Below are 24976 nucleotides of genomic sequence, written 5' to 3'. Positions count from 1 at the left end.
CGTCACCTTCCTGCCCCCTTCTCAGGGCAATGAGCCGTGCCGGAATCGCGCCTGAACGAAAATGGAATCACCACGAATGTCTCCCGCTGTGAGCCCTGCCGCTTGCCTGCACCGTGTCTTTGCGCTGCTGTGCCTTGCGGTCATGCTGATCTGGACGTGTCTGGTTGCCGCAGGTGGGGCTTACGCCCATCCCCATGTCTTCGTCGAAGCGCGGTCGAAGCTCGTGGTGAATGACGATGGCCTCGTGACGGCTGTTGATCAGGTCTTCCGCTTCGATGATGCCTACACGGCCTTTGCCATTCAGGGCTTTGATACCAATGGCGATGGTATCTTCAGCCGGGAGGAGCTGGCAGACCTTGCCAAGGTCAATGTGGACAGCATGCAGGAGTTCGGCTTCTTCACCTTTGGCGACAATACCAAGGTGGAGTTCGATTTCGACAGGCCGGAGGTCTACTGGCTTGAAGTGGCCGAAGTACCCATCACCGAATATTGGGCGATGAAGCAGGAAGATATCGCGGCCATCAAGGAAGATGCCGAGCGCACCGGCAAGCCGATGATGACGACGGTCAAGCTGCTGGAACTGCACTTCCTGCTGCCGCTGAAGGAACCGTCGGATCTCTCCCAAACGATCACGCTCGATGTCTATGATCCGACCTATTACGTGGATTTCCGCTTTGCCAAGGCGTCCGATGCCACGGGGCTGATCAACGCCCCGGCCTCCTGCACCGTTACCCGCAAGGAACCGCCTCCGCTGGACCCGTCCACCGCTGCGGCGCTTGCTCAGGTTGGCGCAGACCAGCGCGAGCTGCCGCCGGAGCTGGCGGATGTGGCCGCCGGTCTCGTCAATCAGATGATCGTCAATTGCGGGCAGAGCGCCGCAAGTGCCGTTGCATCCAAGCCACCGTTCCCGCCGGTCACGCCGCTAAACGGCCAGAGCCAGACGGCGGCTGCGGACAGCAATCCGGAAGCTCCTGCAGCAGGCCGTCAGGCGGATGTTGCATCCCAGATGCCGCCAGCGCCCATGGAAGGCGTTCCCTCGGCGGCGCTGAAGAGCAATGCACTGGTTGGCAGCTTCTTTGCCGAAGTCGCCCGCTATCAGACCGAGTTCTATCAGAAGCTCATCTCCGCCCTGCGCAGCTTCCGCAACAACCCGGATGCAGCCTGGCTTCTGGCGTTCCTGTCTTTCGCCTATGGCATTTTCCATGCGGCGGGGCCGGGCCACGGCAAGGCAGTGATCTCGTCCTATGTTCTGGCCAGCGAAGACACGCTGAAGAAGGGCATCCTGCTCTCCTTTGCCTCTGCCTTTGCACAGGCTCTGACCGCCATCCTGATCGTCTGCGGCGTTGCTGTTGTCTTCAATCTCACCTCCATCGCCATGCAGCAGACCGCCCGCTGGCTGGAGATTGCCTCCTACGTGATGGTGACGGCCATGGGCGCCTGGCTGCTGTGGGTCAAGGCTTTCCGCCCGATGCTGCTGGGGGCACCTGCAGGGCATGATCACGTGCATCTGCCGGGGGAAGATGGCGCCTGCGGCACCTGCGGCCATGTGCATGCGCCTACCGCAGACATGGTGGCCGGCCGTCTGACGCCGGGCCGTGCGCTCTCGATCATTCTGGCCATTGGCCTCAGGCCCTGCTCGGGAGCGCTGATCGTGCTGGTCTTTGCCCTGTCGCAGGGCATGATCCTTGCGGGCATCGCCTCGACGCTGACCATGGCTGTCGGCACAGGCATCACCGTGTCGGTTCTTGCCGCACTGGCTGTCGGGGCCAAGGGGCTTGCCGCGCGTCTTGCCGGGTCCGATGGGGTGTGGGCCTATAGGGTGCACCGGGGCATCGAGATTGCCGCCGCTGCAGCCGTGTTCCTCTTGGGCCTCACCCTGCTGATTGCCATGATCGGCTGGGGCTCAGTCCCGGCCTGATCAGGCTGATGTAAGCCTCAGTTATCGCCGCGCTTGCGGCGATAGGCTTCCACGGCTTCACCGAAAGCGGCAAAGAGCTTCTGCGAAGGCGTATCGCAGCTGACCCAGTATTCCGGGTGCCACTGGGTGCCGATGGCGAAGTTCCGCGCCCCATCCACGGAAACCGCCTCGATGGTGCCGTCTTCGGCGGTGGCTTCCACCACCAGCGCCTGACCCAGAACGCCGAGGCCCTGACGGTGCAGCGAGTTGACCTTGAACTGTGCCGCGCCGATGGCCGCCTCAAGCGGCCCGCCCGTGCGCGCATCGACGGTGTGGGCGAGGGCGAAGCGCTCTTCCTGCTTTTCGGACACGGGCGCGCGGTGGTCGTTGCGCCCATCGATCTCCTGAATCTCGGTGAGCAGCGTGCCCCCGAGAGCGACATTCAGCTCCTGCATGCCCCGGCAAATGGCAAAGACCGGCAGGCCCTTTTCCAGTGCCCGGCGCAGCAGCGGCAGGGAGGTGGCGTCACGGTCCGGGTCATAAGGCCCGTTTTCTTCCGTCGCCTCTCCGCCATAAAGATCCGGATTGACGTTGGAGCGCGAGCCGGTGGCCAGCACCCCGTCTACCCGGTCCAGCACCGCGTCAATGTCGAGGGCGCTGCCAAGGGAGGGCAGGATCAGGGGAATGGCGCCAGCGCCGTTCAGCACGGCCTCCAGATAGGTGGAGGGCGCGGCATGCCAGCGGTAGCCGTCAACGGGCTTCACATCGGCGGTGACAAGAACAATCGGCTTGGACATTCGAGGCGTTGGACCCTTTGGCCACAGAACAGGTTGGGCGCCAAGCTTTGCACGAAGTGCAAGCCCGCGCCAAGGGGGCGAAGACGGGCATAAGGCAAAGCTCTGCCTTCTCCGGAATTTGCGCCCCCCTAGAGCTTGCTGCCGAGCCGGACGCCGGGAGGCGGAGAACTGTCGCGGATCTTCAGGTCCGGCGGGATCAGATGCAGCGTGTTGGACACACGCTCGCCGCCGATCTGGCGCAGGATGAGATCAGCGGCACGGCGGCCGATTTCATCCGGATGGCTGGCAATGGTGGTGAGCGAAGGCGTGCGCGAGGCAGCGCCGTCCACATCATCATAGCCGGTGACGGCAATATCCGGCCCCGGCTCCACACCGGCACGCCGCAGGGCGGGCATCATGCCGAGTGCCACCAGATCATTGAAGCACATGACGGCGGTTGGCCGCTCGCCGGTGGAAAGAATGCGCGGGGCAGCTTCACGGCCATCTGCCTGGGTCATCAGTTCGGGAATGTCGATCTGCGTGTCCGGGTCGATGCCCGCTTCCGCCAGCGCCTTGCGCCAGCCCGCATTGCGGTCGCGCCCGGTGGAACTGCCGCGCCGCCCGCCCGCCATGGCGATATGGCGGTGCCCCTGCGCGATCAGATGCCGGGTGATCATCTCGCCGCCCAGTTCATCGTCGCCGCGCACGGCCGGTGCCCTGGCGCCTTCCACATCACGGCACATGAGCGTGACCGGGATGCCCTGATCGGTCAGCCGGTTGATCTCGTCCGCCGTGGTACCGACGGAAGAACACAGAATCAGCCCGTCGGCGCGGTGCTGCATCAGCGCATCCACAAAGGCGCGCTGGCGCTCCACATTGTCCCGGTGGTTGCAGATGAAGACCATCTGCCCCTGCGCTTCCAGAACGTCTTCCAGCGAACGGAAGATTTCGGCGAAATAGGGATTGATGATGTCATGCACCGCAACGCCGACGATCTGCGTCTTGGCGGTGCGCAAGGAAGCGGCCGAGCGGTTGTAGATATACCCGACCTGCCGCGCCATTTCCTTGATCTTGTCGCGCGTGGCGGAGGCAACCAGCGGTGAATCGCGCAGGGCAAGGGACACCGTCGCCGTGGACACACCAAGCCTGTCGGCAATGTCGCTGAGTGTCAGCCGTTTGCCGCGCGGTGTGTCGTCACCCATTTCGTCGCGGGGCATGTCTGCACCCATATGCGCCGTCCCTCACATGCGCCAAAGCAGTTCCGGCCCACTTGCGGAGAACCAGCCAGACAAAAGGCTGATAGACCGGCAAGACCCTGAATCGCAAGTTCTATCGAGCATGCGGGGCGCAGGCGCGAAGTGCAAGCCATGCGGTGCACTTACCGGCCAAACCGTTTGAACTGCGGCGCACTGTCGTCGAACTCGTTGCGCAGGTTGACCGTAACCTGACGGCTCATCCGGGCGCAGTCCTGCGGATCGCAGTCCGTTTCCGGCCGCTCGATTCCATAGCCCTTGAACCACAGCCGCTGCGGATCCACGCCCAGCGCCACCAGCTTGTCCAGGACAGCCTTTGCCCGCTGTTCGGAAAGGCGCTTGTTCGCCGCCTCGCCGCCCGGGTCATCGGCGTGGCCCTGCACCTTGGCGAGCCAATGAGGATAAATATTGAGCCAGGCAGCCTGCCGGATCAGGATGGCTTCGGCCTCGGGTGAAATGGCCGCCGAACCTTCGGCAAAATGAATGCGGCGCCCCGCATTCAGCATGAACTCTTCCTCGCTGCCTGGCTCAAACCCGGCGGCCTCAGCCGGAGTCGCCGGAGCCTGCCCGTCCGTCAGGCCAAGCCCTGCGCAACCGGCCAGCGGCATGGCGAGCAACAGCGCCCGCAGTCCTGATAAGCCCCATCCCCGCACGAAAAATCCCCCGATCTTCGCCAACCCCTTGCAGGAATTTCAGAGCATTCCTGCCGCTGGGCGTCAATGGAAAAGACGGGGGAGATCAGCCAAGTGGACGCCTAACGCTTTTTGACGATCTGTTCGCGGTAGAGAATGTAGAGCCCGGAGCTGACGACGATGGACGCGCCGATCAGGGTGGAGCTGCCCGGCAGGTCGGCAAAGACAAGGTAGCCGAGACTGATCATCCAGATGATCTGCACATAGGTGAAAGGCGCCAGCACAGAGGCAGGTGCGCGGCGGTAGGCACTGATAAGTATCCAGTGGCCAAGCCCGCCGAAGACGCCGGTGGCAACCAGCAGCCCCCAATGGAACAGACTCGGCGGCGCCTGCCACACGGAAATACCGCCCGGCGCCATGGCGAGCGACGCCACGGCCGCCGGAATGATCAGCATGCTGAGGGTGGAATCAGTGGTCGAGAGCATGCGCGTCAGCAGCGTGTAGAGTGAGTAGCAGACCATCGAGAGCAGAGAGTAGATCACTGCCCAGTTGAGCGGGCCGGAGCCGGGCTGCACGATGACCAGAACCCCGATGAAGCCGACGAAGACTGCCGCCCAGCGCCGTGGGCCAACCTTTTCGCCCAGCATCGGCACCGCCAGTGCCGTCACCAGAATGGTGCCGGCAAACATGATCGACATGGTTTCGGCCAGCTGCAGATGCCGCATGGCAAGGAAGTTGAACGAGGTGTTCCCGAGCAGGCAGAAGCCGCGCAGGATCATCAGCACTGGCCGGTCGGTGCGGAAATACTCAGGATGCGCCCAGATGCGGAACAGGAAGAAGGCCAGCACCATGTGCGTGACAAATCGCACCCAGACAACCTGAAACGCTGGCAGTTCACGAACCAGATATTTCGCCGTGGCATCAAGGCCAGCAAACAGGAAACAGGCAAGCAGAAGCATGCCGATGCCAATGAGCTGGGAGCGTGATTCTTCACGCGCCGCTGAACCGGAACCATCCGGACTGCTGATCATGGATTTTCTTCCAGAAACACCCGCGCCGGGACCGGCGCATCAACCCTCACCTTAGAGTGGCTGCAGGAGGAACGGAAGCCCACAAACAGACCGAACGGTACGGTTCGCACCATCCTTTCAGCATGACAGCCTTGCAGAGCACCGCTCCCGGCGATCAGCAATTCCTGACCGAACAAGAACCATGCAGAGCCCCGTGCCAGGCCGTCCGCCGTGACGCATCCGGCCCAGGAATTGTTCAGCCAGCGCAGAGACTTGACCAAATCCCGCTTGGCAAGATCCCGGCGAGGGAAAGCTCACCGGGAAGTGTCTCAGCTTTCCGCGGTTGCAAGCGCGATCACGGCTGCCTTGGGTGCATCGTCCTCATCCGGCTCCAGCAGCTCCTCGTCGCCTTCATCGTCATCGAGAGACAGGGAGAGGTTCTTCTCGATCTGGCGCAGCAGCTTCTTCAGGCGCTTGCGGTCCTTGTCGTCAAGACCGGCAATGGCTTCCTTTTCAAGACGCTTCCAGGCCTTGTCGACGGCCTCGATCCGGTCACGCCCCTCATCGGTGAGGAACACACGGGCAAGACGGCCGTCCGTATCGGAGATCTGGCGGCGGACAAGGCCCTGTGCAGACAGGCGGGTGACCATCTTGGTCACGGTGGGCGGCTGCACGCCAAGCGCCAGCGCCAGCTGGCTCATGGTGCGGCCATCACTGTCGGCCAGCACCTTCAGCACCAGTTCCTGCCCCGGATGCAGGCCGGCGCGCATTAGATGGGTCCCGGCCCGCGCCCGCTGGGCCTTGGCCGCCTGCAGCAGGCGGAAGGTGACGCTCTTCTTGTAACTGAATGCCATGATCGCTCGCTCCGCAGTGGAAATGGCAGGCACGGCACCCGAAGCCGGGCGCCGATTCGCCGGAACCCTAGCCGCGTTGTTTAACCGTCAAATGACACTCTGTGCCCCGGCTCAGAACTTTGCGAGCCTTCTTGCAACTTTTTTCACGTAGCGGTCCCGGCTTTCCTGCGTGGAACTGTCCATCCGGTAATGCGCGAGGTAAAGCGTCTTGCAGCGCGGCGCGCAAAGAGCGCGCAATCCCCGCATGATGGTCTTGCGCCCCGGCTCGCCCATCAGCTTGGAAACAAACCAGCTTGCCCCGCAGGTGGTGACGATGGCGATCTTGCGGATATGCTGCATTTTCGGCCGCATACCCGTGTGTTCTGACGGCATTTCGAAGGTGACATGCGGCACCCACACCCGGTCAAACCAGCCCTTCAGCATGGCTGGAAGCCCGAACCACCAGGTCGGATAGACAAACACCATCATGTCGCACCACAGGATTGCTTCCACATGCGCCTTCACGGGCAGCACGTTGCTGTCCACATCATGATAGCCGCGCCGCTCGTCTGCGCTCATGGCAGGGTCAAAGCCTTCGGCATAAAGATCGATCAGCCGCACCTCATGCCCGGCCTGCTGCAGCACCGAGACAACATGATCGCGCATGGAGGCATTGAAGCTTTCGGGAACGGGATGCGAATAGACGACGAGTGCCTTCACCTTGATGCCTCCGGCATCCCGGCCAGCACGGCAGCTGGCCGGATCAAATGACTGGTCAGTTTGAGAGGGGCCGCGAGCCGCATCTCAGGCGCGGGCAAGGCCCGGAAAGAGGAACACCTTGCCACTGCGGAAATCATAGGACGGGTCTTCCCAGGCGATCATCTTGCCCGGATTGAGCAGCCCCTTGGGGTCCGCCTTCCGCTTGAAGGCAAGCTGCACCTCATCGGTTTGCTTCATGCCCCCTTCCTCCAGCGTATAGCGGTGGGGATTGAAGATCGGGCAGCCGCCCTCCTCATGCAGGCGGATGATCTCGTTCAGCCGCTCTTCGGAGGTGTAGCGCACGATGGGCAGGCCGAAGCAGGTGATCTTGCCGTCAAAGCGCACGAACTCCAGATGCCCCGGCACCTCATCACCAAAGAGGTCGCACATGCGGCGCACCTTCTCCACGTGATCGGGGAAAGGATAGAGCACCTGCAGATAAGTGATCGACGGATCGACCCGAAGCCCGCGCAAGGTGGTATGATTCCAGGCCAGTTCATAAGCCGGCGGCAGAGACTTTCGCGTTGCCTCATCGGCCAGATCCGAACGGTAGAGGATCGAGGCGCGCCGGTCAGCTTCGGCGAAGGCGGCAAATGCGTCCATGGCGAAGGAGGCCACCATCACCACCACCACGGACTGGTCGCGGCGGATGTATTTCTGGTGGCGCAGGAAATAGTCATGCGGCACGGGCGCGGCGATGGGGGCGATTTCCTTGACCAGCAATCCATCCTGATTGCCCAGCGCATCGGCAAAGCGCACGCCGTCCATAAAGGCATCGAAGCCGACGACCACGTCCACCCAGTCATAAGAAGCCGTCAGCGGCATCTCCACCTCGGTGATGACGCCGTTGGTGCCATAGGCATGCATGACCTTATGCAGGTCATGGCCCGTCATCTCCAGAACCTTCGGCTCGGCCTCCATGGTGATGACGCGCAGGCGCAGCACATTGCCAAGATCGCGCAGCCCGCCCCAGTTGATTGAGCCGACGCCCCCGGAGCCGCCCGCAATGAAGCCGCCGATCGTGGCCGTGCGGTAGGTGGACGGGTGCAGCCGCAGTTCCTGCCCGGAATGGGCGCGGGTCTCGTCATCGATCTTCGAGATGATCGCCCCCGGCTCCGCCACCACAACGCCGGGTCGAATGGACTTCACCTTGTTCATTTCGGCCAGATTGAGGATGACACCGCCGGACAGCGGCATGGCCTGGCCGTAGTTGCCGGTGCCAGCGCCGCGCACCGTCACCGGAATATCGAGGGCGTAGCAAGCCTTCAGAACCTCGATCACCTCCGCCTCGGACTTGGGCGTCACCACCAGATCACCCGTCACGTGGTCCAGCTGCTGCTTGAGAACCGGCGAATACCAGAAGAAATCGCGGCTCTTCTGTTTCACGATCTGCGGATTGTCCTCCATGGCAATCCCGGCGAGGTCCGCCTTCAGCTTTTCGAGCGCACTCATTCAGCAGCTCCCCGTTCAAGTGTCACGGCATTGGTCATCAGAGGGTCAAGTTCGCGGTAGTCCGGCAAGGTCATGTCGATGGTCCGGCCATGGCGCAGCACCGCCTTCAGCCCATGCGGGCGGGATAGGAGTTCGCTCCAGTTGCGGGCCCGCAGCAGCACCATGTCGGCCGGCGCGCCTTCCGTCAGCCGGCCCAGATCAGACCGGCCCAGCAACTGCGCCGGTGTCCGGGTCACGGTGTTGATCCAGTCCCCCACCGGATGGTCCAGTTGCAGGATGCGCGTTGCCTGGGTGTAGACCTCGATCAGGTTCATATCGCCATAGGCATAGAAAGGGTCGCGGGTGTTGTCGGAGGCAACCGCCACCGGAATGCCGCGCGCCTTCATCTCGTGCAGCAGAGTAACCCCACGCCAGCGCGGTGTGCGCCCGGCCTGCCGGTCCTGCAGATACATATTGCACATGGGCAGGGACACGATACCAAGCCCGGCCTCCGCCACCAGATCCAGTGTGCGGTCAATCTCGTCCGGTTCCTGCAGCGCGAGGGAACAGCAATGCCCCACCACCACCTGCCCCTTGAAGCCATTGCGGATGGCCGCTTCGGCAATATGGTGCAGGGTTCGGGCGCCCGTGTCGCCGGTTTCATCTGCATGGAAGTCGAGCGGCAGGTTCCGTTCGGCAGCAGCACGGAATATGGCGTCCAGATGCTCGTCGAGGCGCGGGATCATGTAGGTGACAGCCCCAAGCACGCCACCAGCGCGGGACACCCGGTCTGCGATTGCGGTCAGATAGCCATCATCCGCATCCAGCCGGTCAATGCCGAAGAGGCAGGCGGCCTGCAGCTCGATCCGGCCGGCCCAGTCGTCGCGCACCTCCTGGAACACCGGCCAGGAAATCGTCTCCTGCGGCGGCAGGCTGTCGAGATGGGTGCGGATCAGAACCGTACCCTGCGCATAGGCGGAGCGCAGCGAAAATTCCATGCGCGCCCGCACATCTGCTGCCGTCCAGTTGGCCAGACGGTCGAGCCCCACCGACGTCAGCGCCCCCATGAAGGTGCCATCCGGATTGGGACGGCGCGGGGTGATGTGACCCTTGTCGAGGTGGGTATGCATGTCGATGAGGCCTGGCAAAACCATGCCATCGTCAAGATCATGACAGTCACCACAGGGTGCTGCCGGAATGCCGCCTGAGGGGCGGATCATGGCAATGCGGCCATCGCGCACCTCGATATCGACCTGCACCAGCGCGGCCGGATCGCTGCCTGCCACATGGTCCGGCAGGAGCGAAGCGGGCACTCTTGCGCGCTGGAAACGGGCGGTGCCGCGCACCGGGGCCTTCAGCAGCCAGGTCATGTCAATTCTCCCTGCGGATGGCGCTTTCGTGCCAGCGCCGCAGCAACAGATGCGAAACAAGGCTGGTCGCCGCAAAGATCACCACACCCGTCAGGGACAGGAGGATCAGGGCCGCAAAAAGCCGCGGAATGTTGAGCCGGAACTGGCTTTCCAGCAGACGGTAGGCAAGGCCGGACTGTGCCCCGGCGGAACCTGCCGCAAACTCGGCCACCACGGCAGCAATCAGCGCCAGTCCGCCCGCAATGCGAAGACCTGCCAGAAAGTAGGGCAGCGCGGCGGGCATCTTCAGATAGAGCAGCGTCTGCCAGCGGCTGGCGCCATAAAGCTCGAACAGGTTCAGAAGGTTATGATCCGTCGATTTCAGCCCCTGCGTCGTGTTGGACAGCACTGGAAAGAAGGCGACGATGAAGGCGCAGATCAGCAGCGCGGTCTGTGTCGTCGGCGCATAGATGAGGATCAGCGGTGCAATGGCGACAATCGGCGTCACCTGCAGGATCACCGCGTAAGGATAGACCGCCAGCTCGATCCAGCGCGACTGGTTCATCAGCACGGCAAGACCGGCGCCACCCGCCAGCGCCAGCAGCAGCGCAGTGAGCGTGATCTTCACCGTGACCCAAAGCGCTCCGGACAGGGTGCCCCAGTCATTGTAGAGCGATTGGGCAACACGGGCGGGGCTGGGCAGAATGTAATGCGGCACGTTGTAGGCACTGACATACCAGGCCCAGGCAAGCACTAGCAGCCCCAGCATCAGAATGGGTACTCCGATGCGCAGAACCCGCCCCGTCAGGTCCGGCCGGCTGGAGACGGGCAGAAGCACCGCATTGTCCGCCAGTTCGCTCTTTTCCGCCGCCGTCATAGGTGGTCCCTCACGTCCATGGCCGCATGCAGGGCTGCCGAAGTCTGGCGGCAGTAGTCGTTGTAGATGGACGACGTGCGGAATTCCTCATCCCTCGGATAGGGCGCCTCCACCGCCAGATCACTCACCACCCGCCCTGGCCGGGCAGCCATGACGACGATGCGGTTCGACAAATAGACACTCTCATAGACGGAGTGTGTGACAAAGATGACCGTCCAGCCGAACCGCTCCCACAATTGGAGAAGATCGTTGTTCAGCTTGAAACGGGTGATTTCATCAAGGGCGGCAAAAGGCTCGTCCATCAGCAGCAGCTTCGGCCTCGTCACCAATGCACGGGCAATGGAGACGCGCATCTTCATGCCGCCGGAGAGTTCACGCGGGTAAGCCTCGTGGAACTGGCCGAGCCCGACCATCTCCAGTGCTTCGCTCACCCGCTCCCGCGCGGCCTCCTTCGAAACGCCCTTGAGCCGCAGCGGCAGCCAGACATTGGCAAAGACAGTCGCCCAGGGCATCAAGGTCGGCTCCTGGAAGACAAAGCTGATTTCCGGATGGGCCTTGCCCAGCGCATCATGATCCGAGGTCGGCCATTCCAGCGCGCCGGACGAGATGTCGCCAAGGCCTGCGATGATGCGCAGCGCCGTCGACTTGCCGCAGCCGGAGGGGCCCAGAAGACTGATGAACTCCCCCTGCCCCACGTCCAGCGTCATGTCCTTCAGCGCCACGGTGCCGCTGGAAAAGACCTTGGAAATGCGATTGAGGCGGACAAGCGGACGAGGAGATGCAGCATGGGGCGCGGCTGCGGCCAAAGCGGCAGAATGAGACAATTCGGACATGCCCAGACACAGGCTCCCTGACAGACGGACAACAGGACACCAGCTCACGGAGGCATTGACTGCATCACACGAGCGGCGGCTGGCAGCAGGCGGCACGCGAATGCCGCCCGCCGGAACAGCTTGTCACTTCTTCAGGTTCATGCCCACGCCCTTGCAGACGAATTCGGTGGTGTAGATCGACTTGATATCGATCCCGGCCTTCACCACGCCCGCCTTGACCATGCTGTCATAGAAGGCCTGCTGCTTTTCGTCCGTCATGCAGCCGATGCCCTTTTCCAGTGCTTCACCCGATTCCACGAGGCCGAAGGACTTCATGGTTTCGATGGAGAAGGCGATCTGGTCGTCGGTCATCTCCGGGTTGTCTTTCTTGATCAGCTCGTTGGCCGCCGTGTTGTCCCCGTAGAGATAGTTGTACCAGCCCTCGATGCTGGCATCGACGAAGCGCTGCGTCAGGTCCTTGTTGGCCTCAACGTAATCCTTGCGGCCCTCGATGAGGGTGGAATAGGTCTCGAAACCATAGTCTGCCAGCAGGAACAGCTTCGGCTTGAAGCCCCCCTCGGTCTCGATGGCAAAAGGTTCGGACGTGATGTAGCCCTGCTGCGCCGACTGCTTGTCAGCCAGGAACGGGCCGGGGTTGAAGGCATAGGGCTTGTACTGCTCATCCTTGAAGCCCGGATAGGCCGACTTCATCCACTGGAAGTAGGAGGCAAAGCCATCCGTGCCCATGAAGATCGTGGGGAGCTTGGCGAGGTCCTCGAATTTCTCCAGCCCCGCATCGGGATGAGCGATCAGGACCTGCGGATCCTTCTGGAATATGGCGGCCACTTCAACGACCGGAATGTCCTCTGCCAGCGCATTGAGCGGCTGCAGCATGTTGCCCGCCATGTAGAACTCGACCTTGCCCGCCAGCATCAGCGCCCGGCTGGCCGCCTGCGGGCCGCCCTGCACGATCTCGACCTTGAGGCCATATTTTTCATAAGTGCCGTCCGCGACCGCCTGATAGAAGCCGCCATGCTCCGCCTGGGCCAGCCAGTTGGTGGCGAACTTGATTTCATCCAGAGCAAAAGCCTGACTGGACAGCACGAGGCCAAGGGCCGCAGCCCCGCCAAGAGAAGTCAAAAAGCGCATGTTGTCTTCCGCCTCCGTATTGCTTTTTAAAGCTCTGCCGCTGTGCCTCCTCAGGCCCTTGGAGCGGTTCAGGCAATCACGCTGAACTGATTGTGCAAGCCCCATGCCAGCCGCCACCCGGCTGCAACTGCCAGATCCAATGGCGGTTTCCCGTCATCTGCCTGCCTCATGGGCACTTCCGCTCCCCCCGGATCGGCTCCAGACCAGCGCAAGCTTGCATAATCTGCAGGCATTTGCCACTCGGATCAGCATGCGCAAGTCTTGCGCAGCCGCAATCCCGGCGGCACTCTGGCCTGCACCAGTGCTCAGCCTTTCCAGCAGGATTGCCCAAAGCCTCATGACAAATCCGGTTACGCCAGCCACCATCCGCCCGCCCTTTGCACGCTACAGCCACGGCATCGAGGTGCCCGCCGGTCATAGGCTGATCTTCACCTCCGGCCAGCTCGGTATCGGCCCGGATGATGTGATCCCGTCTGGCGTTGAGGCGCAGACGCGGCTTTGCTTCCACAACATCCGCGAAATCCTCGCAGCCGCAGGCACGAGCCTTGCCGACATCGTGCGGATCAACGCTTTCGTAACAGGGCGCGAGCACATGCCCGGCTACATGAAGACCCGCGACGAATTCACCTCCACGCCTCCCCCCGCCTCGACCCTGATGATCGTCGGCGGCTTCACCCGGGAGGAGTTTGTGGTGGAAGTGGAAGTGATCGCCGCAAGAGCGGACTGAGCTGCACGAGGACGCCATGTTCAACAAAAATAATTTTTGTTGAACATGGCTGAAAATGCTATGCTCAACAAAACGTCCGTTCGTTGAACATGAGTCCATGCAAAGGCATTCTCCGGTCAGTCACGCAGCCTATCACGATCTCCTGCGGTCCCTGCTCGATGAGGCAGTCGCCGGGCTGAGGGGCACGCCGACGCGTGTCACCCGCAATGGCAAGGCCTACTGGTACGACACCTACCGGGTCGGCACAGATGTGCGTAAACACTACATCGGCGAGGACAGCGAGGCACTTCAGGCACGCATTGCCCGCCACGAAGCGCTCAAGGAAGAAACGGAAGCCCGCCGGAAGGAGCGGTCGCGGCTGATCCGCCTGCTGCGGGCAGAAGGTTTTCTCGGCACGGATGGCGCAACGGGCAGCCTGCTGGCGGCCATGGCCGGTGCCGGAGTATTCCGGCTGGGCGGCACGGTCATTGGCACCCATGCCTTCCGGCTTTACGAAGGGGAGCTGGGTGTCCGCTACCGTTTCGACCAGACGGCCATGACGCAGGACATGGACATCGCCAGCTTCGAGCGGCTTTCCCTCTCCCTCTCGCAGGATGAGCAGGTTTCCACTTCCATGCAGGACGTGCTCTCCGGCTTCGCCTTTGATCCCGTGCCAAGCCTTGATCCGGGCCGGGTCTGGCGCTGGCGGCAGACACGCAACGACACTCAGGTGGAATTTCTCACCCCCTCCTTCCGCCCTGAAGAAGATCTGCGCCCGCTGGAGGCCCTCGGAGTCAGTGCACAGTCACTGCATTTCCTGAACTATCTGATTGCCGCGCCCATCCCTGCCGCTGTGCTTTACCGCTCCGGCGTACTGGTGCAGATCCCCCGGCCGGAGCGGTTTGCCATTCACAAGCTGATTGTGGCGGACCGCCGCCGCGAGGGGCCGGGAAGCCTGAAGGCGCGCAAGGACCGGCTGCAGGCCGCGTTTCTGATCGAGACACTGGCAGAGGACCGTCCCGATGATCTGGCAGAGGCCTGGGAGGACGCACGGGGCAATGGCCCCAAATGGCGTGAACGTCTCGACAGAAGCCTTGAAGCTGTGCCAGAAACCCGCGCGCGCATTCATGACTGCCTGTAGCACCAAAGACCTGCAGTGACAGGGTGCGCCCCGGTAAAATCCTGTGCGGAACTCGGGCAGGCAAGTGCCTGCTATCCAAGCCCGCAGGTCCAGCTTCAGAAGGACCAGACCGGACATGCGTTTGTGGATCAAGGACCCGATTGCCATTCTCGCCGAAGGGGCGGAACGGGGCATCGTCGTGGAGGACGGCGTCATCGTGGAGCTGGTGGGCAAGGGCCGCGAGCCCATGCTGCCGGTTCAGGCCACCTTTGATGCCTCACGGCACGTGGTCATTCCCGGCCTCATCAACACCCATCACCACTTCTACCAGACGCTGACCCGCGCCCATCCGCAGGCGATCAACAAGGAGCTGTTTCCCTGGCTGCAGGCGCTTTACCCAATCTGGGCGCGCAACGTGACGCCGGAGACTTTCCGCCTTGGCACCCGGCTTGCGCTGACCGAACTGTTGATGTCCGGCTGCACCACAGCCTCTGACCACCACTATGTCTATCCCGCAGGCCTTGAGGCGGCGATGGACATTCAGGCCGACGAGGCTGAACGCCTCGGCATGCGCATGACCATCACACGCGGCTCCATGAACCTCAGCCAGAAGGATGGCGGCCTACCGCCGGACAGCGTAGTACAGGATCAGGACGAGATTCTGGCCGACTGCGAGCGGGTACTGTCGAAATTCCACGACCGCTCGAAAGGCTCGATGCTGCAGGTGGCGCTGTCGCCCTGCTCACCCTTCTCGGTAACACGCGAGCTGATGCGCGAAAGCGCGGCACTTGCGGAGCGTTTCGACTGCCGTCTGCACACCCATCTGGGCGAAACCCACGACGAGAACAGCTACTGTGTCGAGAAGTTCAGCTGCCGTCCGGTGGATTATCTGGAAGACTGCGGCTGGCTGACGGACCGGGTGTGGCTGGCCCATGGCATCCATTTCACCGATGACGAGGTGAAGCGCCTCGGCCATGCCTGCGTCGGCGTGTGTCACTGCCCCACCTCCAACATGGTGCTTGCCTCCGGCCAGTGCCGCACGAAGGAGCTGGAAGCGGCCGGCTCACCGGTGGGGCTTGGCGTCGATGGCTCGGCCTCCAACGACAATTCCAACCTGATGGAAGGCCTGCGCCACGCGCTGATGATCAACCGCCTTACCTATGATGCCGCCTCGGTCACCCATCACGACGTGCTCCGCTGGGCAACGGAAGGCTCTGCCCGCTGTCTTGGCCGCGATGACATTGGTGCCATCCGGGTGGGGATGATGGCCGACCTTGCCTTCTACACGCTGGATGAGCTTCGCTTCTCGGGCGCCGGCGATCCGCTGGCCGCTCTCATCCTCTGCGGCGCCCATGCTGCCGACCGGGTGATGGTGGGGGGCACGTGGCAGGTGACGGACGGCCAGCCCCACGGCGTCGACACCGCCCGCCTGCGCCACGAGCACGGCGAGGCGGCAAAGCGGTTTCTGGAGAGCCTTTGACGCCGAGCCGCAACACGACGATGGCAATGGGAGCCGCACCTTGCCTCGGCGTCGCCCCGGGCGAAGCGAAGCGCAGACCCGGGGCCTACTCGCTTGCAGAGCGGTGCTTGCTTCCACAGTCTTGCGGCAGGCACCCGGCCGGAGCAGGCCTCCGCGCCACGCGTCAGCTTCACCGCTCTGGAAACGAGTAGACCCCGGCTCGAAGGCCGGGGTGACCGCCTCCGGAATGGCACCGCTGGGAGCAGTCCTCTAGGCCTTCCGGCTGACCTTCAGCGTTCCGGCCAGCAGCGGGATCAGCAGCGCCAGCAGCGCAACCACAAGGAAGGATGTGCGCAGCGACATTGCATGGCCGATGAAGCCCAGTACCGGCGGGCCAAAGAGGAAGGCGCCATAACCAAGTGTCGCGACGGAGGCGAGTGCCGCACCCTTGGACGTACCCGGCTCTGCTGCAGCCCGTGACATCGCCAGCGGGAAGATGACCGCATTGCCAAGGCCCATGATCAGGCATGCGATCCAGATCACCCAGACTGGTCCGCCCATGACCAGAAGCGCTGCACCGGTGACAGCCGCAATGCCGCTGATCCGGGCCACCGGCACCGGTCCGAAGCGTGCGATCAGCTGGTCGCCGGACAGGCGCATCACCACCATGGCAACGGAAAACACGGCAAAACCGACCGCAGCCGTGGAATCGTCGATGCCCAGCTCCTGGATCTGGTAAAGCGCGGCCCAGTCGGTGATGGCCCCTTCCGCCAGCGCCGCCACCAGCGCCATGACACCGGCAAAGAACAGCGCCCCGCGCGGAATGGCAAAGAGCGGCGCCTTTTCGCCGCCCTTTTCCGCCCGCACAGATACCCAGGGCGTGCGGAACACCCAGAGGATAACCGCCAGCAGGAGCACGCTCCAGCCCAGGAAATGCTGCGGCACCGTCAGATCCAGCCTGAGGGCGGCCGCCCCCACTCCGGCACCAACGCCCGCCCCGAGGCTGTACAGCCCGTGATAGGAGGACATGACCGGGCGGCCGAGCGCCTGCTCCACCTCAACACCCCAGGCATTCATCGACACGTCGAGACAGCCCATCGAAAATCCGAAGAGAAAGGCAATGGGTGCAATCACCACAACGGATACGCCGAAGGAAAGGCTGGCAAACAGCGCAAGCGTGACCGCAACGGCCACCTTGGTCATGCGTGCGCCGCCCCATACGTCGACCATGCGGCCTGTGACTGGAAGGGAAATGAAGGCGCCGGAAGCCATCACCAGCAGCACCATGCCAAAGCCGCTTTCGTCAACGCCAAGGATGATTTTGATATCCGGGATACGCGAAGCCCAGACACCGATCATGGTGCCAATGACGAAGAAAACCACGCCAACGGCATGGCGCGAACGGCGAATAGCAGACATCGGAACTGATCCTGAAGGGGAACCGCCAGCGATAGGGCGGCACGGAGGTGCGTGCTAACTAGGCAAGCGGGCAGGCGCTTGCAAGTGAAGATATGGTGACGCGGCTCAGGCTACAAGCCCGGGCTGTGAGCTGGAACCGCCACCGCCAAAGAGGGTGCGGGCCTGTTCATAGGCGGTGCGGGCCGAAGCCCGGTCAGCGCGGCGGCTGTCCTCTTCGCCACTCTCCTCACGTGCTTCTTCTTCGTCGGGCCGCCGTTCATCCGCCGGCGCCGTGCCGCCGGATCCTTCGGCCTCATCCCCGCCGCGCAGTTCTTCCGCCGCCTGTGCGCGCATCTCGGCCTGCGCTTCCTGAAGGCTGGCGCGGGCCTGCTGGGCCACACGCAGATCCTGCGAAGACGGTTCGGCAGGTGCCAGCGCTGCCCGGATGACGATCTGCATCTTGCGTGCGGTAGCTTCCGGTGTGCGCTCGGCGGAAGTGTCGATCTGCACCTCGCCGCCAATGGCGTAACGCTGCTTGTCCGGCCCCTGCTGGAAGGTATAGCTCGGTGCTCCGGCATAAGCGCCGCCGACCCGCGCATGGGCCTGCTCATGTGCCCGGACTTCCCGGTCGCGGGCCTGAAGCTCCTTGACCTGCTTCTGTTCTTCCTCCGTCAGCTCGGTCTCTCCGGCCGCACCGCCACTGCCGGCCTCCTGCCCCTCCTCCGCAGCAGACGAACCACCTGCAGGGGAAGAAGCCGAAGCGCCGCCACGCGCCTCAGGCTGTACGTCCCCGGCAGAGGCCGTACCTCCTTCACCGGCAGATCCCCTGCGGGAGCCTGTTGCAGACCGGGCCTGCGGTTCTTCGCCCTCTGCGCTTCGGCTGCGCCGGACGTCGCGCAGGCTGCTGCCGTCCTCGTTCAATCCTTGAAGAAACTGCACCGCATCCGCGCGGAGCGTCGGCGCGGCGCCCGAGAGTGCGGCCGTGGCCTGGGGGTTGGCGGCACTGCGGCGAGCAGCATAGTCCCGCCCCTCGCGTTCACCTTGAGGAGCAGCGTCCCGTATGGCAGCCGAGGCCGGATCGGCACGGGAGCCGATGCCGGCAGAAAGGCCTGCAAGCACACTCACCATGCCGTAGAGGGTACCGCCACCCGCATTGCCGGTTTCTTAACAGGCGTTAAGTGATTTGATCAGATTTGCGTGAAGCAAGGCAGGGGCAAGCCTCTCCTGATGCAACAAGGGGAATGACGGCAGGCTTGCACCCCGCTAGTCTGGCAGCCCTGTCCTGATTGTTCCTTCAGAAGGTTTCACAACATGCCTGCCCTGCCGCGCCGTTTCTGGCATGAGATGACCACGGCCGAATTCTCCGGCTCAGATACACGCAACTGGATTGCCGTCCTGCCGGTGGCAGCCATAGAGCAGCATGGCCCCCATCTGCCGGTGTGGACCGACACCGCCATTGCCGAAGGCCAGATCGCACGCACGCTGGAGCTTCTGCCCGAGGACCTGCCGGTCACGTTCCTGCCCGTTCAGCAGATCGGCAAGTCGAACGAGCATATTTCCTCGCCCGGCACGCTGACGATCTCGTGGGAAACCCTGACCCGCGCCTGGATCGATATCGGCGAAAGCGTCGCCCGCGCCGGTATCCGCAAGCTGGTGCTGATCAATTCCCACGGTGGCAATGTGCCCATCATCGACATCGTGGCGCGGGAGCTGCGCATCAGCCACGAGATGCTGGTCACCGCCACGGCCTGGTCCCGCTTCGGCCAGCCGGAGGGCGTGTTCCCGGCGGACGAGTTCACCTATGGCATCCATGGCGGCGACATCGAAACCTCCATCATGCTGCACCTGCAGCCGGATCTGGTGCGCATGGACAAGGCCACCGACTTCACGTCCACCCAGCAGGACTTCATCAAGGAGTTCAAATATCTGCGCGGCCACGGCCAGCAGCAGTTCGGCTGGAAGGCGCAGGATCTCAACCCCGCAGGCGCGGTTGGGAATGCAGCCCGCGCCACAGCGGAAAAGGGCAAGGCCTCGCTGGACCATGCCGCAGCAGGCTTTGTCGAGCTTCTGAAGGACATCCATGCCTTCGATCTCTCCCGCCTCTGGTGTCCCGGCGCCTGAACACCTGACGCCTTCACTCAGCAGAACAACAGCACGCTTCCAAGGAAACGCCATGAGCAAGCCCGACATCCTGATCCCCTCCCCGCTCCGGGACATGATCATCGACGGCCTCGAGCCGCATTTCACCCTGCACAAGCTGTATGAAGCAGAAGACGCGGAAGCCTTCCTGAAGGAGCGTGAGGCCATCATCCGTGGCATCGCGGTCAGCTTCTTCCACGTGGACCAGCCCTTCATCGACCGGTTCCCGAACCTCGAAATCGTCTCCAACTTTGGCGTCGGCTACGACAAGGTGGATGCCCGCCACTGCGGCACACGCGGCATCATCGTCACCAACACACCGGATGTGCTGACCGAGGAAGTTGCCGACACGGCAATCGGCCTGATGATCATGACCATCCGTGAGCTTTCCGCCGCAGAACGCTGGCTTCGGGACGGCAACTGGGAGAAGAAGGGTGCCTACCGCCTGACGCCAGGCACCCTGCGCGGGCGCACGCTCGGCATCTTCGGCCTTGGCCGTATCGGAAAGGCGATTGCCACCCGTGCCGAGGCCTTCGGCATGAGCGTGCATTACCATGGCCGCAGCAAGCAGGCGGGCGTGGACTACACCTATCATTCCAGCCTCGTGTCGCTGGCCGAGGCCGTTGACACGCTGATGATCGTGGCCCCCGGCGGTCCGGAAACCGAGCACATGGTGGGCGAACGCGTTCTGGAAGCGCTGGGGCCGGACGGCGTACTCATCAACATTGGCCGCGGCTCCGTGGTCAACGAGACAGTTCTCATCGAGGCGCTGAAGAAGGGAACCATCATGGCCGCCGGTCTTGATGTGTTCGAGCATGAGCCGCATGTGCCGCAGGCACTCCAGGATCTGCCGAACGCAGTGCTTCTGCCGCATGTAGGCTCTGCCTCCGTCGCCACACGCGATGCGATGGGCCAACTGGTGGTCGATAATCTCAAAAACTGGTTCAGCGTTGGCAAACCGGTAACCCCAGTTGCAGAAACGCCATTCCCCCGGATGTGAAGCGCTTGATCGGCAACTCTAACGCAGGGTAACTCTATGGAAAATCCATCAACCAGAAGATGGAGCTCAAACTGTGCCCGAAGCTCAAGAGTTCACCGACATGCGCCGTCATAAGCGCCAGAAGACACGTCTGCGCGCAGGCCGTATTGTCGATTGTGACAATAACTTTCTCTGTGACTGCGTGATCAGTGACATGTCCCCCGGCGGCGCAAGACTTAAGCTGCCGGTGGATGTTGCATTGCCGGACGAGATCATCCTCTTCGACGAGCTTGAGAACACGGTCGCGCTGGCCACCTTGCGCTGGCGCTCCGGGTCCAATGCGGGCATCGAATATGATGTGCCGCCAGCCAAGGCAGCCCTGTTTTCGATGAACCGCCAGAGAGCTCTTGCACGGCGTTACTACGCTTTGAAGGACTGAAGCAGCAGGCGTCCTGCCCTTGACTTGAGCCGCCGGGTCTGAACAGTTCAGGCCAAGAGCCGGTTCATCGTGACCCGGCGTTAGTCGTGAGGCAGTCATGTTGAAGCCACTGGTGGCCGCAGTCTTTTCGCTGATGCTTGCCCTGACGGCACAGACGCAGGCAGAGGAAATGCAGATCAAGGATATTCAGATCGGCACCGGGGCAGAGGCTGATGTGGGCAACACGGTCTTTGTTCATTACACCGGCTGGCTGATGGATGGCACCAAGTTCGACAGCAGCGTCGACCGTGGCACGCCCTTCAGCTTCACCCTTGGCGAGCGCCGCGTGATCCCGGGCTGGGAGCAGGGCGTTGTCGGCATGAAGGTGGGTGGCAAGCGCGAACTGACCATACCGCCGGAACTGGCCTACGGTCCGCGCGGTGCAGGCGGCGTCATTCCGCCGAATGCCACCCTGCGCTTCGAGATCGAGCTGCTGGACGTGAAGGCCAAGAGCTTCACCGATCTCGACAACGGCGCCCTGAAGGCCCGCATGGCCGCTGGCGTTCCGGTAATCGACATTCGCACCGAAGAGGAATGGCGTGAAACCGGCGTCATTCCCGGTTCGCACCTTGTGACGTTCTTCGACGCGGCCGGTCAGGTGAACCCTGATTTCGGGCCGGAACTGGAGAAGATCATCGCGTCTCCGGACGATGAAGTCATCCTGCTCTGCCGCACCGGAAACCGCAGCGGCATGCTGGCCAAGTATCTGTCCGAGCAGGCAGGCCTGACCAAGGTTGCCAATGTACAGGACGGCATCATGAGCTGGATCGCCACGGGCGGCGAAGTGGAAGCACCGAAGCTGCCCTGAACGGACAGGCTTGACGGCTGCGGCCCGGACGCCTCAGGCTCCGGGCCTTTTTCTTAGGCGCTGAAGGCCGCAAAGATGCGCGCAGCAGCATCTACATGAACTGTTAACCTTGTTTTTCATGACAATTTTAACTTTCAAGGCCGAGTTTTGGGCTCAGGGGGACACTGATCCAGCAAGGCCGAATTCATGACCCGCCGTTTCTCGACCCATGCCATCCTTCTTGCCGCCGCTCTGTCCTTAAGCGGTTGCGGCACAGTATCAGGTATCACCGGACTGGGCTGGATCACCCCATCTTCCGACAAGATCACCTACAACGACACCAAATGGTGCGTTCCGCGTGATCTCAAGCAGGTTCTCAATCGCCTGTCAGACCGTTTCGGACGGGTGACGGTTCTCTCCACCAAGCGCTGGTGGCTGGAAAACTGGTGGAAGGGCGGCGCAGGCAATTCCTACCACCTCAATTGCCGCGCCGTTGATTTCCGCGTCAACGGCGACCCGCAGGAAGTGCTTGCCTTCCTGCGCGCCCAGCCGGAGGTTGGCGGCTACAAGCGCTACTCCGGCGGCTTCTACCACATCGACAATGGCCCCCGCAGGACGTGGTAGGCAAGCCGGGGCCACGATGCCCCGGCCATTCCCGGCATCAGCCCAGTTCGCCCATTTCCAGCGCCATCTCCCAGGTCACCGGGTCATAGCCCAGCAGGGTGCGGCCCTTGGCTTCGGCAATGGGGCGCTTGATGGTTGAGGGATGCTCCAGCATCAGGGCGATGGCGCTGGCATTGTCCTTGACTGCATCCTGGACTTCATCCGGCAGCTTGCGCCAGGTGGTGCCGCGCCGGTTCAGCACCTGCTCCCAGCCGAAAGCCTCGACAAACTGCGCCAGCTTCTCCGCGTCCGCACCGTCCTTCTTGTAGTCATGGAAGGTGTAGGCCACGCCGGCCCCATCCAGAAAGGCGCGGGCCTTCTTCACCGTGTCGCAGTTTTTGATTCCATAGACGATCATACGAGTCTCACTTCACGTTGATGGACATTGAGGGCCTCATAGCAGATTCATCAAGATAAGGCGCGCCTGCGGGTGGCCTGATTGAGAGCTGCCGTATTCCGCCGCCTGCATCATTCCGCTTGCATGTTTCCCGTGCAGGCTCAAACTGCAGCAGCTTACGTGTATTTACTCAATTCCTGTTTCAAGAGACAATTCCATGGCACCACGGCAGATGCGCACGCCGCCCGGCAACGGATCGCTTCAACAACAGTTGCGGCTTTATTCCGGGCTGATTCTCTTTGCCTTTGCCAGCACCCATTTCCTCAATCATGCCCTCGGCAACATATCGCTGGACTGGATGCAGAAAGGGCAGGATCTGCGCCTCATCATCTGGTGGTCATGGCCTGGAACTGTCGCTCTTTATGGGGCCCTGGCCGTGCATGTGGGCCTTGCACTGTGGCGCATCGCAGCGCGGCGCACCTTCCGTATGCCCGCCTGGGAAACGGTGCAGATCCTGCTGGGCCTGTCCATTCCCTATCTGCTGATCCGGCACATCTACATGACCCGCGGCGCAGTCGAGGTCTACAATGCACAGATGGACTACCAGCATGAGCTGTCAGTGCTTTGGCCCGGTTCCGGCGTGACGCAGAGCCTGCTGCTCGTACTCGTATGGCTGCATGGCTGTATCGGCATTCACTTCTGGCTGCGGCTGAAGCCGTGGTATCCGCGCTGGAGCGGCATGCTGCTGACGCTGGCCGCAGCTGTACCGGTCCTGTCGCTGACGGGCTGGATCAATGGTGCCCGGCGGCTGGTTCTGGAAGGCCAGTATCAGCTCAAGGTCACCGCAGAACAGACCGCCCAGCTGCAGGTCTACACCGATATCAGCCGTGTAGCGTTCTTTTCGCTTCTTTTGCTGGTTCTGATCATTTCACTGGCCCGCCAGCTGGCGCCGGCCAGGCGCAAGGCTTTCACCGTGCATTATCTGGGCGAAAAAACCGTCCGCGCCAGACCCGGCCCGACGCTGCTGGAAATCAGCCGCATGCGCGGCGTGCCCGTCATGTCCGTCTGCGGGGGCCGCGCCCGCTGCTCCACCTGCCGCACGCTGATTGTCTCCGGTGACGCGGGATTGCATGCGCCCGGGGAGACTGAGGCCCATGTGCTCAAGCGCATCCATGCAGGCAAAAATGTCCGCCTGGCCTGCCAGATCCGGCCCGAGACGGATCTGGTCGTCCGACCCCTGCTTCATGGCGGCACGGCCATTCCCCGCGAAGGCCTGCAGGACCGCTACCGCTGGGGTACGGAACAGCCTGTGGTCGTCATGTTTGTGGATCTGCGCGGCTTTACGTCCTTGAGTGAAGGCAGGCTTCCCTTCGACGTGGTCTTTATCCTGAACCGGTATGTAGACAGCGTCGTGCGGGTTATCCGCAGCCATAACGGCATGATCGACAAGGTGATGGGTGACGGCATCATGGCCCTATTCGGCATTGAAAGCACCTTTGAGCAAGGCTCACGGGATGCACTGCAGGCCATTGTCAGCCTGTCTGCGGAACTCAAACATGTGAACCGGGACCTTGCGGCCCAGTTGAGCGGCCCCTTGCGGATTGCCATCGGCCTGCATGGCGGCCCCGCCATTCTGGGCCGTATCGGGCTTGATGGACGCAATGGGGTCGCATCGGGTCTCACAGCCCTGGGCGACGTGGTCAATGTCGCTAGCCGCCTGGAAGGCGTTGCCAAGGAGCACAATGCCACCTGTGCCATTTCGCGCGAAATCCTGACAGCCTCGGGCCTGTGGCAGGAACCGCTGCGTCCATTCCATCAGGTGCCGATCCGCGGGCGCAAGGAGCCACTGGAAGTGGCATGCGTGGAGAACCTGGCGCTGCTGCAGAGAGCCATCGCCGGAAACAGGGCGGCCTGATCCCCGGCATTTCGATGCCGGAGCCTCCCGCCTTGAGATTGCCGGTGCGCCAAATGCCGAATTCTGGACAGGAAAAGCGAGGAAATACAAATTTCTAGCTATGGACGGCTTGCACGGCCCTTGCGATGATAGGATGACCGGCAAACCAACCGCCAGACCCAGCTGACCCGCCCGAATATCCGCGGCCCGGACCAATGGGACAGGCAGGCAGAACAGG

The 24976-nt window shown here is 62.7% G+C and carries 24 protein-coding genes; 10 read left to right on the top strand and 14 right to left on the bottom strand.

Annotated features, from left to right (window positions below; genetic code table 11):
- Positions 1–76: 76 nt before the first annotated feature.
- Positions 77–1918 carry a HoxN/HupN/NixA family nickel/cobalt transporter gene (locus V6L75_RS12440; protein ID WP_334251826.1) on the top strand — a complete coding sequence of 614 codons (1842 nt, stop codon included), beginning with the start codon at positions 77–79 and terminating at the stop codon, positions 1916–1918.
- Between the two features lie 17 nt (positions 1919–1935).
- Here V6L75_RS12440 and V6L75_RS12435 read toward each other — a convergent pair whose 3' ends face one another.
- The 11 genes from V6L75_RS12435 to V6L75_RS12385 all read right to left on the bottom strand — a co-directional run bounded on the left by V6L75_RS12435 (position 1936) and on the right by V6L75_RS12385 (position 12778).
- Complete coding sequence (locus V6L75_RS12435) at positions 1936–2694, bottom strand: gamma-glutamyl-gamma-aminobutyrate hydrolase family protein (RefSeq protein ID WP_334251825.1); 759 nt, start codon at positions 2692–2694, stop codon at positions 1936–1938.
- Positions 2695–2822: 128 nt separating this feature from the next.
- Positions 2823–3890, bottom strand: a complete 1068-nt coding sequence (locus V6L75_RS12430; RefSeq protein WP_334251824.1) for a LacI family DNA-binding transcriptional regulator — start codon at positions 3888–3890, stop codon at positions 2823–2825.
- Positions 3891–4051: 161 nt separating this feature from the next.
- Entirely contained in the window at positions 4052–4534 is a 483-nt protein-coding gene (locus tag V6L75_RS12425) for an OmpA family protein (protein ID WP_334251957.1), read from the bottom strand.
- A 146-nt stretch (positions 4535–4680) separates the two neighbouring features.
- Positions 4681–5589, bottom strand: coding sequence for a DMT family transporter (locus V6L75_RS12420; RefSeq protein ID WP_334251823.1), 909 nt, complete (start codon positions 5587–5589; stop codon positions 4681–4683).
- 308 nt (positions 5590–5897) lie between these two features.
- Complete coding sequence (locus V6L75_RS12415) at positions 5898–6422, bottom strand: MarR family winged helix-turn-helix transcriptional regulator (protein WP_050472380.1); 525 nt, start codon at positions 6420–6422, stop codon at positions 5898–5900.
- A 111-nt stretch (positions 6423–6533) separates the two neighbouring features.
- Positions 6534–7121 carry an NAD(P)H-dependent oxidoreductase gene (locus V6L75_RS12410; RefSeq protein ID WP_334251822.1) on the bottom strand — a complete coding sequence of 196 codons (588 nt, stop codon included), beginning with the start codon at positions 7119–7121 and terminating at the stop codon, positions 6534–6536.
- A gap of 84 nt (positions 7122–7205) precedes the next feature.
- Positions 7206–8612 carry an FAD-binding oxidoreductase gene (locus tag V6L75_RS12405; RefSeq protein ID WP_334251821.1) on the bottom strand — a complete coding sequence of 469 codons (1407 nt, stop codon included), beginning with the start codon at positions 8610–8612 and terminating at the stop codon, positions 7206–7208.
- Positions 8609–9961, bottom strand: a complete 1353-nt coding sequence (locus V6L75_RS12400; protein ID WP_334251820.1) for a cytosine deaminase — start codon at positions 9959–9961, stop codon at positions 8609–8611. Before V6L75_RS12400 ends, V6L75_RS12405 begins: the two co-directional genes overlap by 4 nt.
- Position 9962: 1 nt before the next feature.
- Positions 9963–10817 (bottom strand): ABC transporter permease, encoded by an 855-nt coding sequence (locus V6L75_RS12395; protein ID WP_334251818.1) that lies wholly within the window; start codon positions 10815–10817, stop codon positions 9963–9965.
- Complete coding sequence (locus tag V6L75_RS12390; RefSeq protein ID WP_334251817.1) at positions 10814–11650, bottom strand: ABC transporter ATP-binding protein; 837 nt, start codon at positions 11648–11650, stop codon at positions 10814–10816. Before V6L75_RS12390 ends, V6L75_RS12395 begins: the two co-directional genes overlap by 4 nt.
- A 123-nt stretch (positions 11651–11773) precedes the next feature.
- On the bottom strand, positions 11774–12778 hold the full coding sequence (locus tag V6L75_RS12385; protein ID WP_334251816.1) for an ABC transporter substrate-binding protein: 1005 nt from the start codon (positions 12776–12778) through the stop codon (positions 11774–11776).
- A gap of 337 nt (positions 12779–13115) precedes the next feature.
- On the opposite strand from V6L75_RS12385, the gene V6L75_RS12380 reads away from it, so the two are divergent.
- The 3 genes from V6L75_RS12380 (at position 13116) to V6L75_RS12370 (ending at position 16084) form a co-directional block, all read left to right on the top strand.
- Positions 13116–13505: a RidA family protein gene (locus tag V6L75_RS12380; protein WP_334251815.1), complete on the top strand. Its 390-nt coding sequence runs from the start codon at positions 13116–13118 to the stop codon at positions 13503–13505.
- Between the two features lie 97 nt (positions 13506–13602).
- Positions 13603–14625, top strand: coding sequence for a nucleotidyltransferase family protein (locus V6L75_RS12375; protein WP_334251814.1), 1023 nt, complete (start codon positions 13603–13605; stop codon positions 14623–14625).
- Positions 14626–14740: 115 nt separating this feature from the next.
- Positions 14741–16084 (top strand): 8-oxoguanine deaminase, encoded by a 1344-nt coding sequence (locus V6L75_RS12370; protein WP_334251813.1) that lies wholly within the window; start codon positions 14741–14743, stop codon positions 16082–16084.
- 249 nt (positions 16085–16333) lie between these two features.
- Here the strand turns inward: V6L75_RS12370 and V6L75_RS12365 are convergent, their stop codons facing one another.
- Positions 16334–17482: an MFS transporter gene (locus V6L75_RS12365; protein ID WP_334251812.1), complete on the bottom strand. Its 1149-nt coding sequence runs from the start codon at positions 17480–17482 to the stop codon at positions 16334–16336.
- A 105-nt stretch (positions 17483–17587) separates the two neighbouring features.
- Positions 17588–18589 (bottom strand): putative metalloprotease CJM1_0395 family protein, encoded by a 1002-nt coding sequence (locus tag V6L75_RS12360; protein WP_334251811.1) that lies wholly within the window; start codon positions 18587–18589, stop codon positions 17588–17590.
- A gap of 183 nt (positions 18590–18772) precedes the next feature.
- Here V6L75_RS12360 and V6L75_RS12355 point away from each other — a divergent pair, with 183 nt between their 5' ends.
- The 5 genes from V6L75_RS12355 (at position 18773) to V6L75_RS12335 (ending at position 22468) form a co-directional block, all read left to right on the top strand.
- Positions 18773–19582, top strand: a complete 810-nt coding sequence (locus tag V6L75_RS12355) for a creatininase family protein (protein WP_334251809.1) — start codon at positions 18773–18775, stop codon at positions 19580–19582.
- Between the two features lie 52 nt (positions 19583–19634).
- Positions 19635–20600 (top strand): 2-hydroxyacid dehydrogenase, encoded by a 966-nt coding sequence (locus V6L75_RS12350; protein WP_334251808.1) that lies wholly within the window; start codon positions 19635–19637, stop codon positions 20598–20600.
- A gap of 100 nt (positions 20601–20700) precedes the next feature.
- The gene (locus V6L75_RS12345) at positions 20701–21018 is read left to right on the top strand and encodes a PilZ domain-containing protein (protein WP_334251807.1); all 318 of its coding nucleotides are present in this window, start codon (positions 20701–20703) and stop codon (positions 21016–21018) included.
- A 97-nt stretch (positions 21019–21115) separates the two neighbouring features.
- Positions 21116–21865: an FKBP-type peptidyl-prolyl cis-trans isomerase gene (locus V6L75_RS12340; RefSeq protein WP_334251806.1), complete on the top strand. Its 750-nt coding sequence runs from the start codon at positions 21116–21118 to the stop codon at positions 21863–21865.
- Positions 21866–22051: 186 nt separating this feature from the next.
- Entirely contained in the window at positions 22052–22468 is a 417-nt protein-coding gene (locus tag V6L75_RS12335) for a YcbK family protein (protein ID WP_334251804.1), read from the top strand.
- A gap of 37 nt (positions 22469–22505) precedes the next feature.
- Here the strand turns inward: V6L75_RS12335 and V6L75_RS12330 are convergent, their stop codons facing one another.
- A complete protein-coding gene (locus V6L75_RS12330) occupies positions 22506–22865 on the bottom strand; it encodes an ArsC family reductase (RefSeq protein ID WP_334251802.1) in 360 nt (119 codons plus the stop codon).
- Positions 22866–23061: 196 nt separating this feature from the next.
- Here V6L75_RS12330 and V6L75_RS12325 point away from each other — a divergent pair, with 196 nt between their 5' ends.
- Positions 23062–24759 carry an adenylate/guanylate cyclase domain-containing protein gene (locus V6L75_RS12325; protein WP_334251801.1) on the top strand — a complete coding sequence of 566 codons (1698 nt, stop codon included), beginning with the start codon at positions 23062–23064 and terminating at the stop codon, positions 24757–24759.
- Positions 24760–24976 lie beyond the last annotated feature (217 nt).

Source organism: Pannonibacter anstelovis (assembly GCF_036881715.1).
Classification (GTDB): Bacteria; Pseudomonadota; Alphaproteobacteria; order Rhizobiales; family Stappiaceae; genus Pannonibacter; species Pannonibacter anstelovis.
Note: the sequence above shows the minus strand (reverse complement) of the source record. Positions and strands in the feature narration are given on the sequence as shown.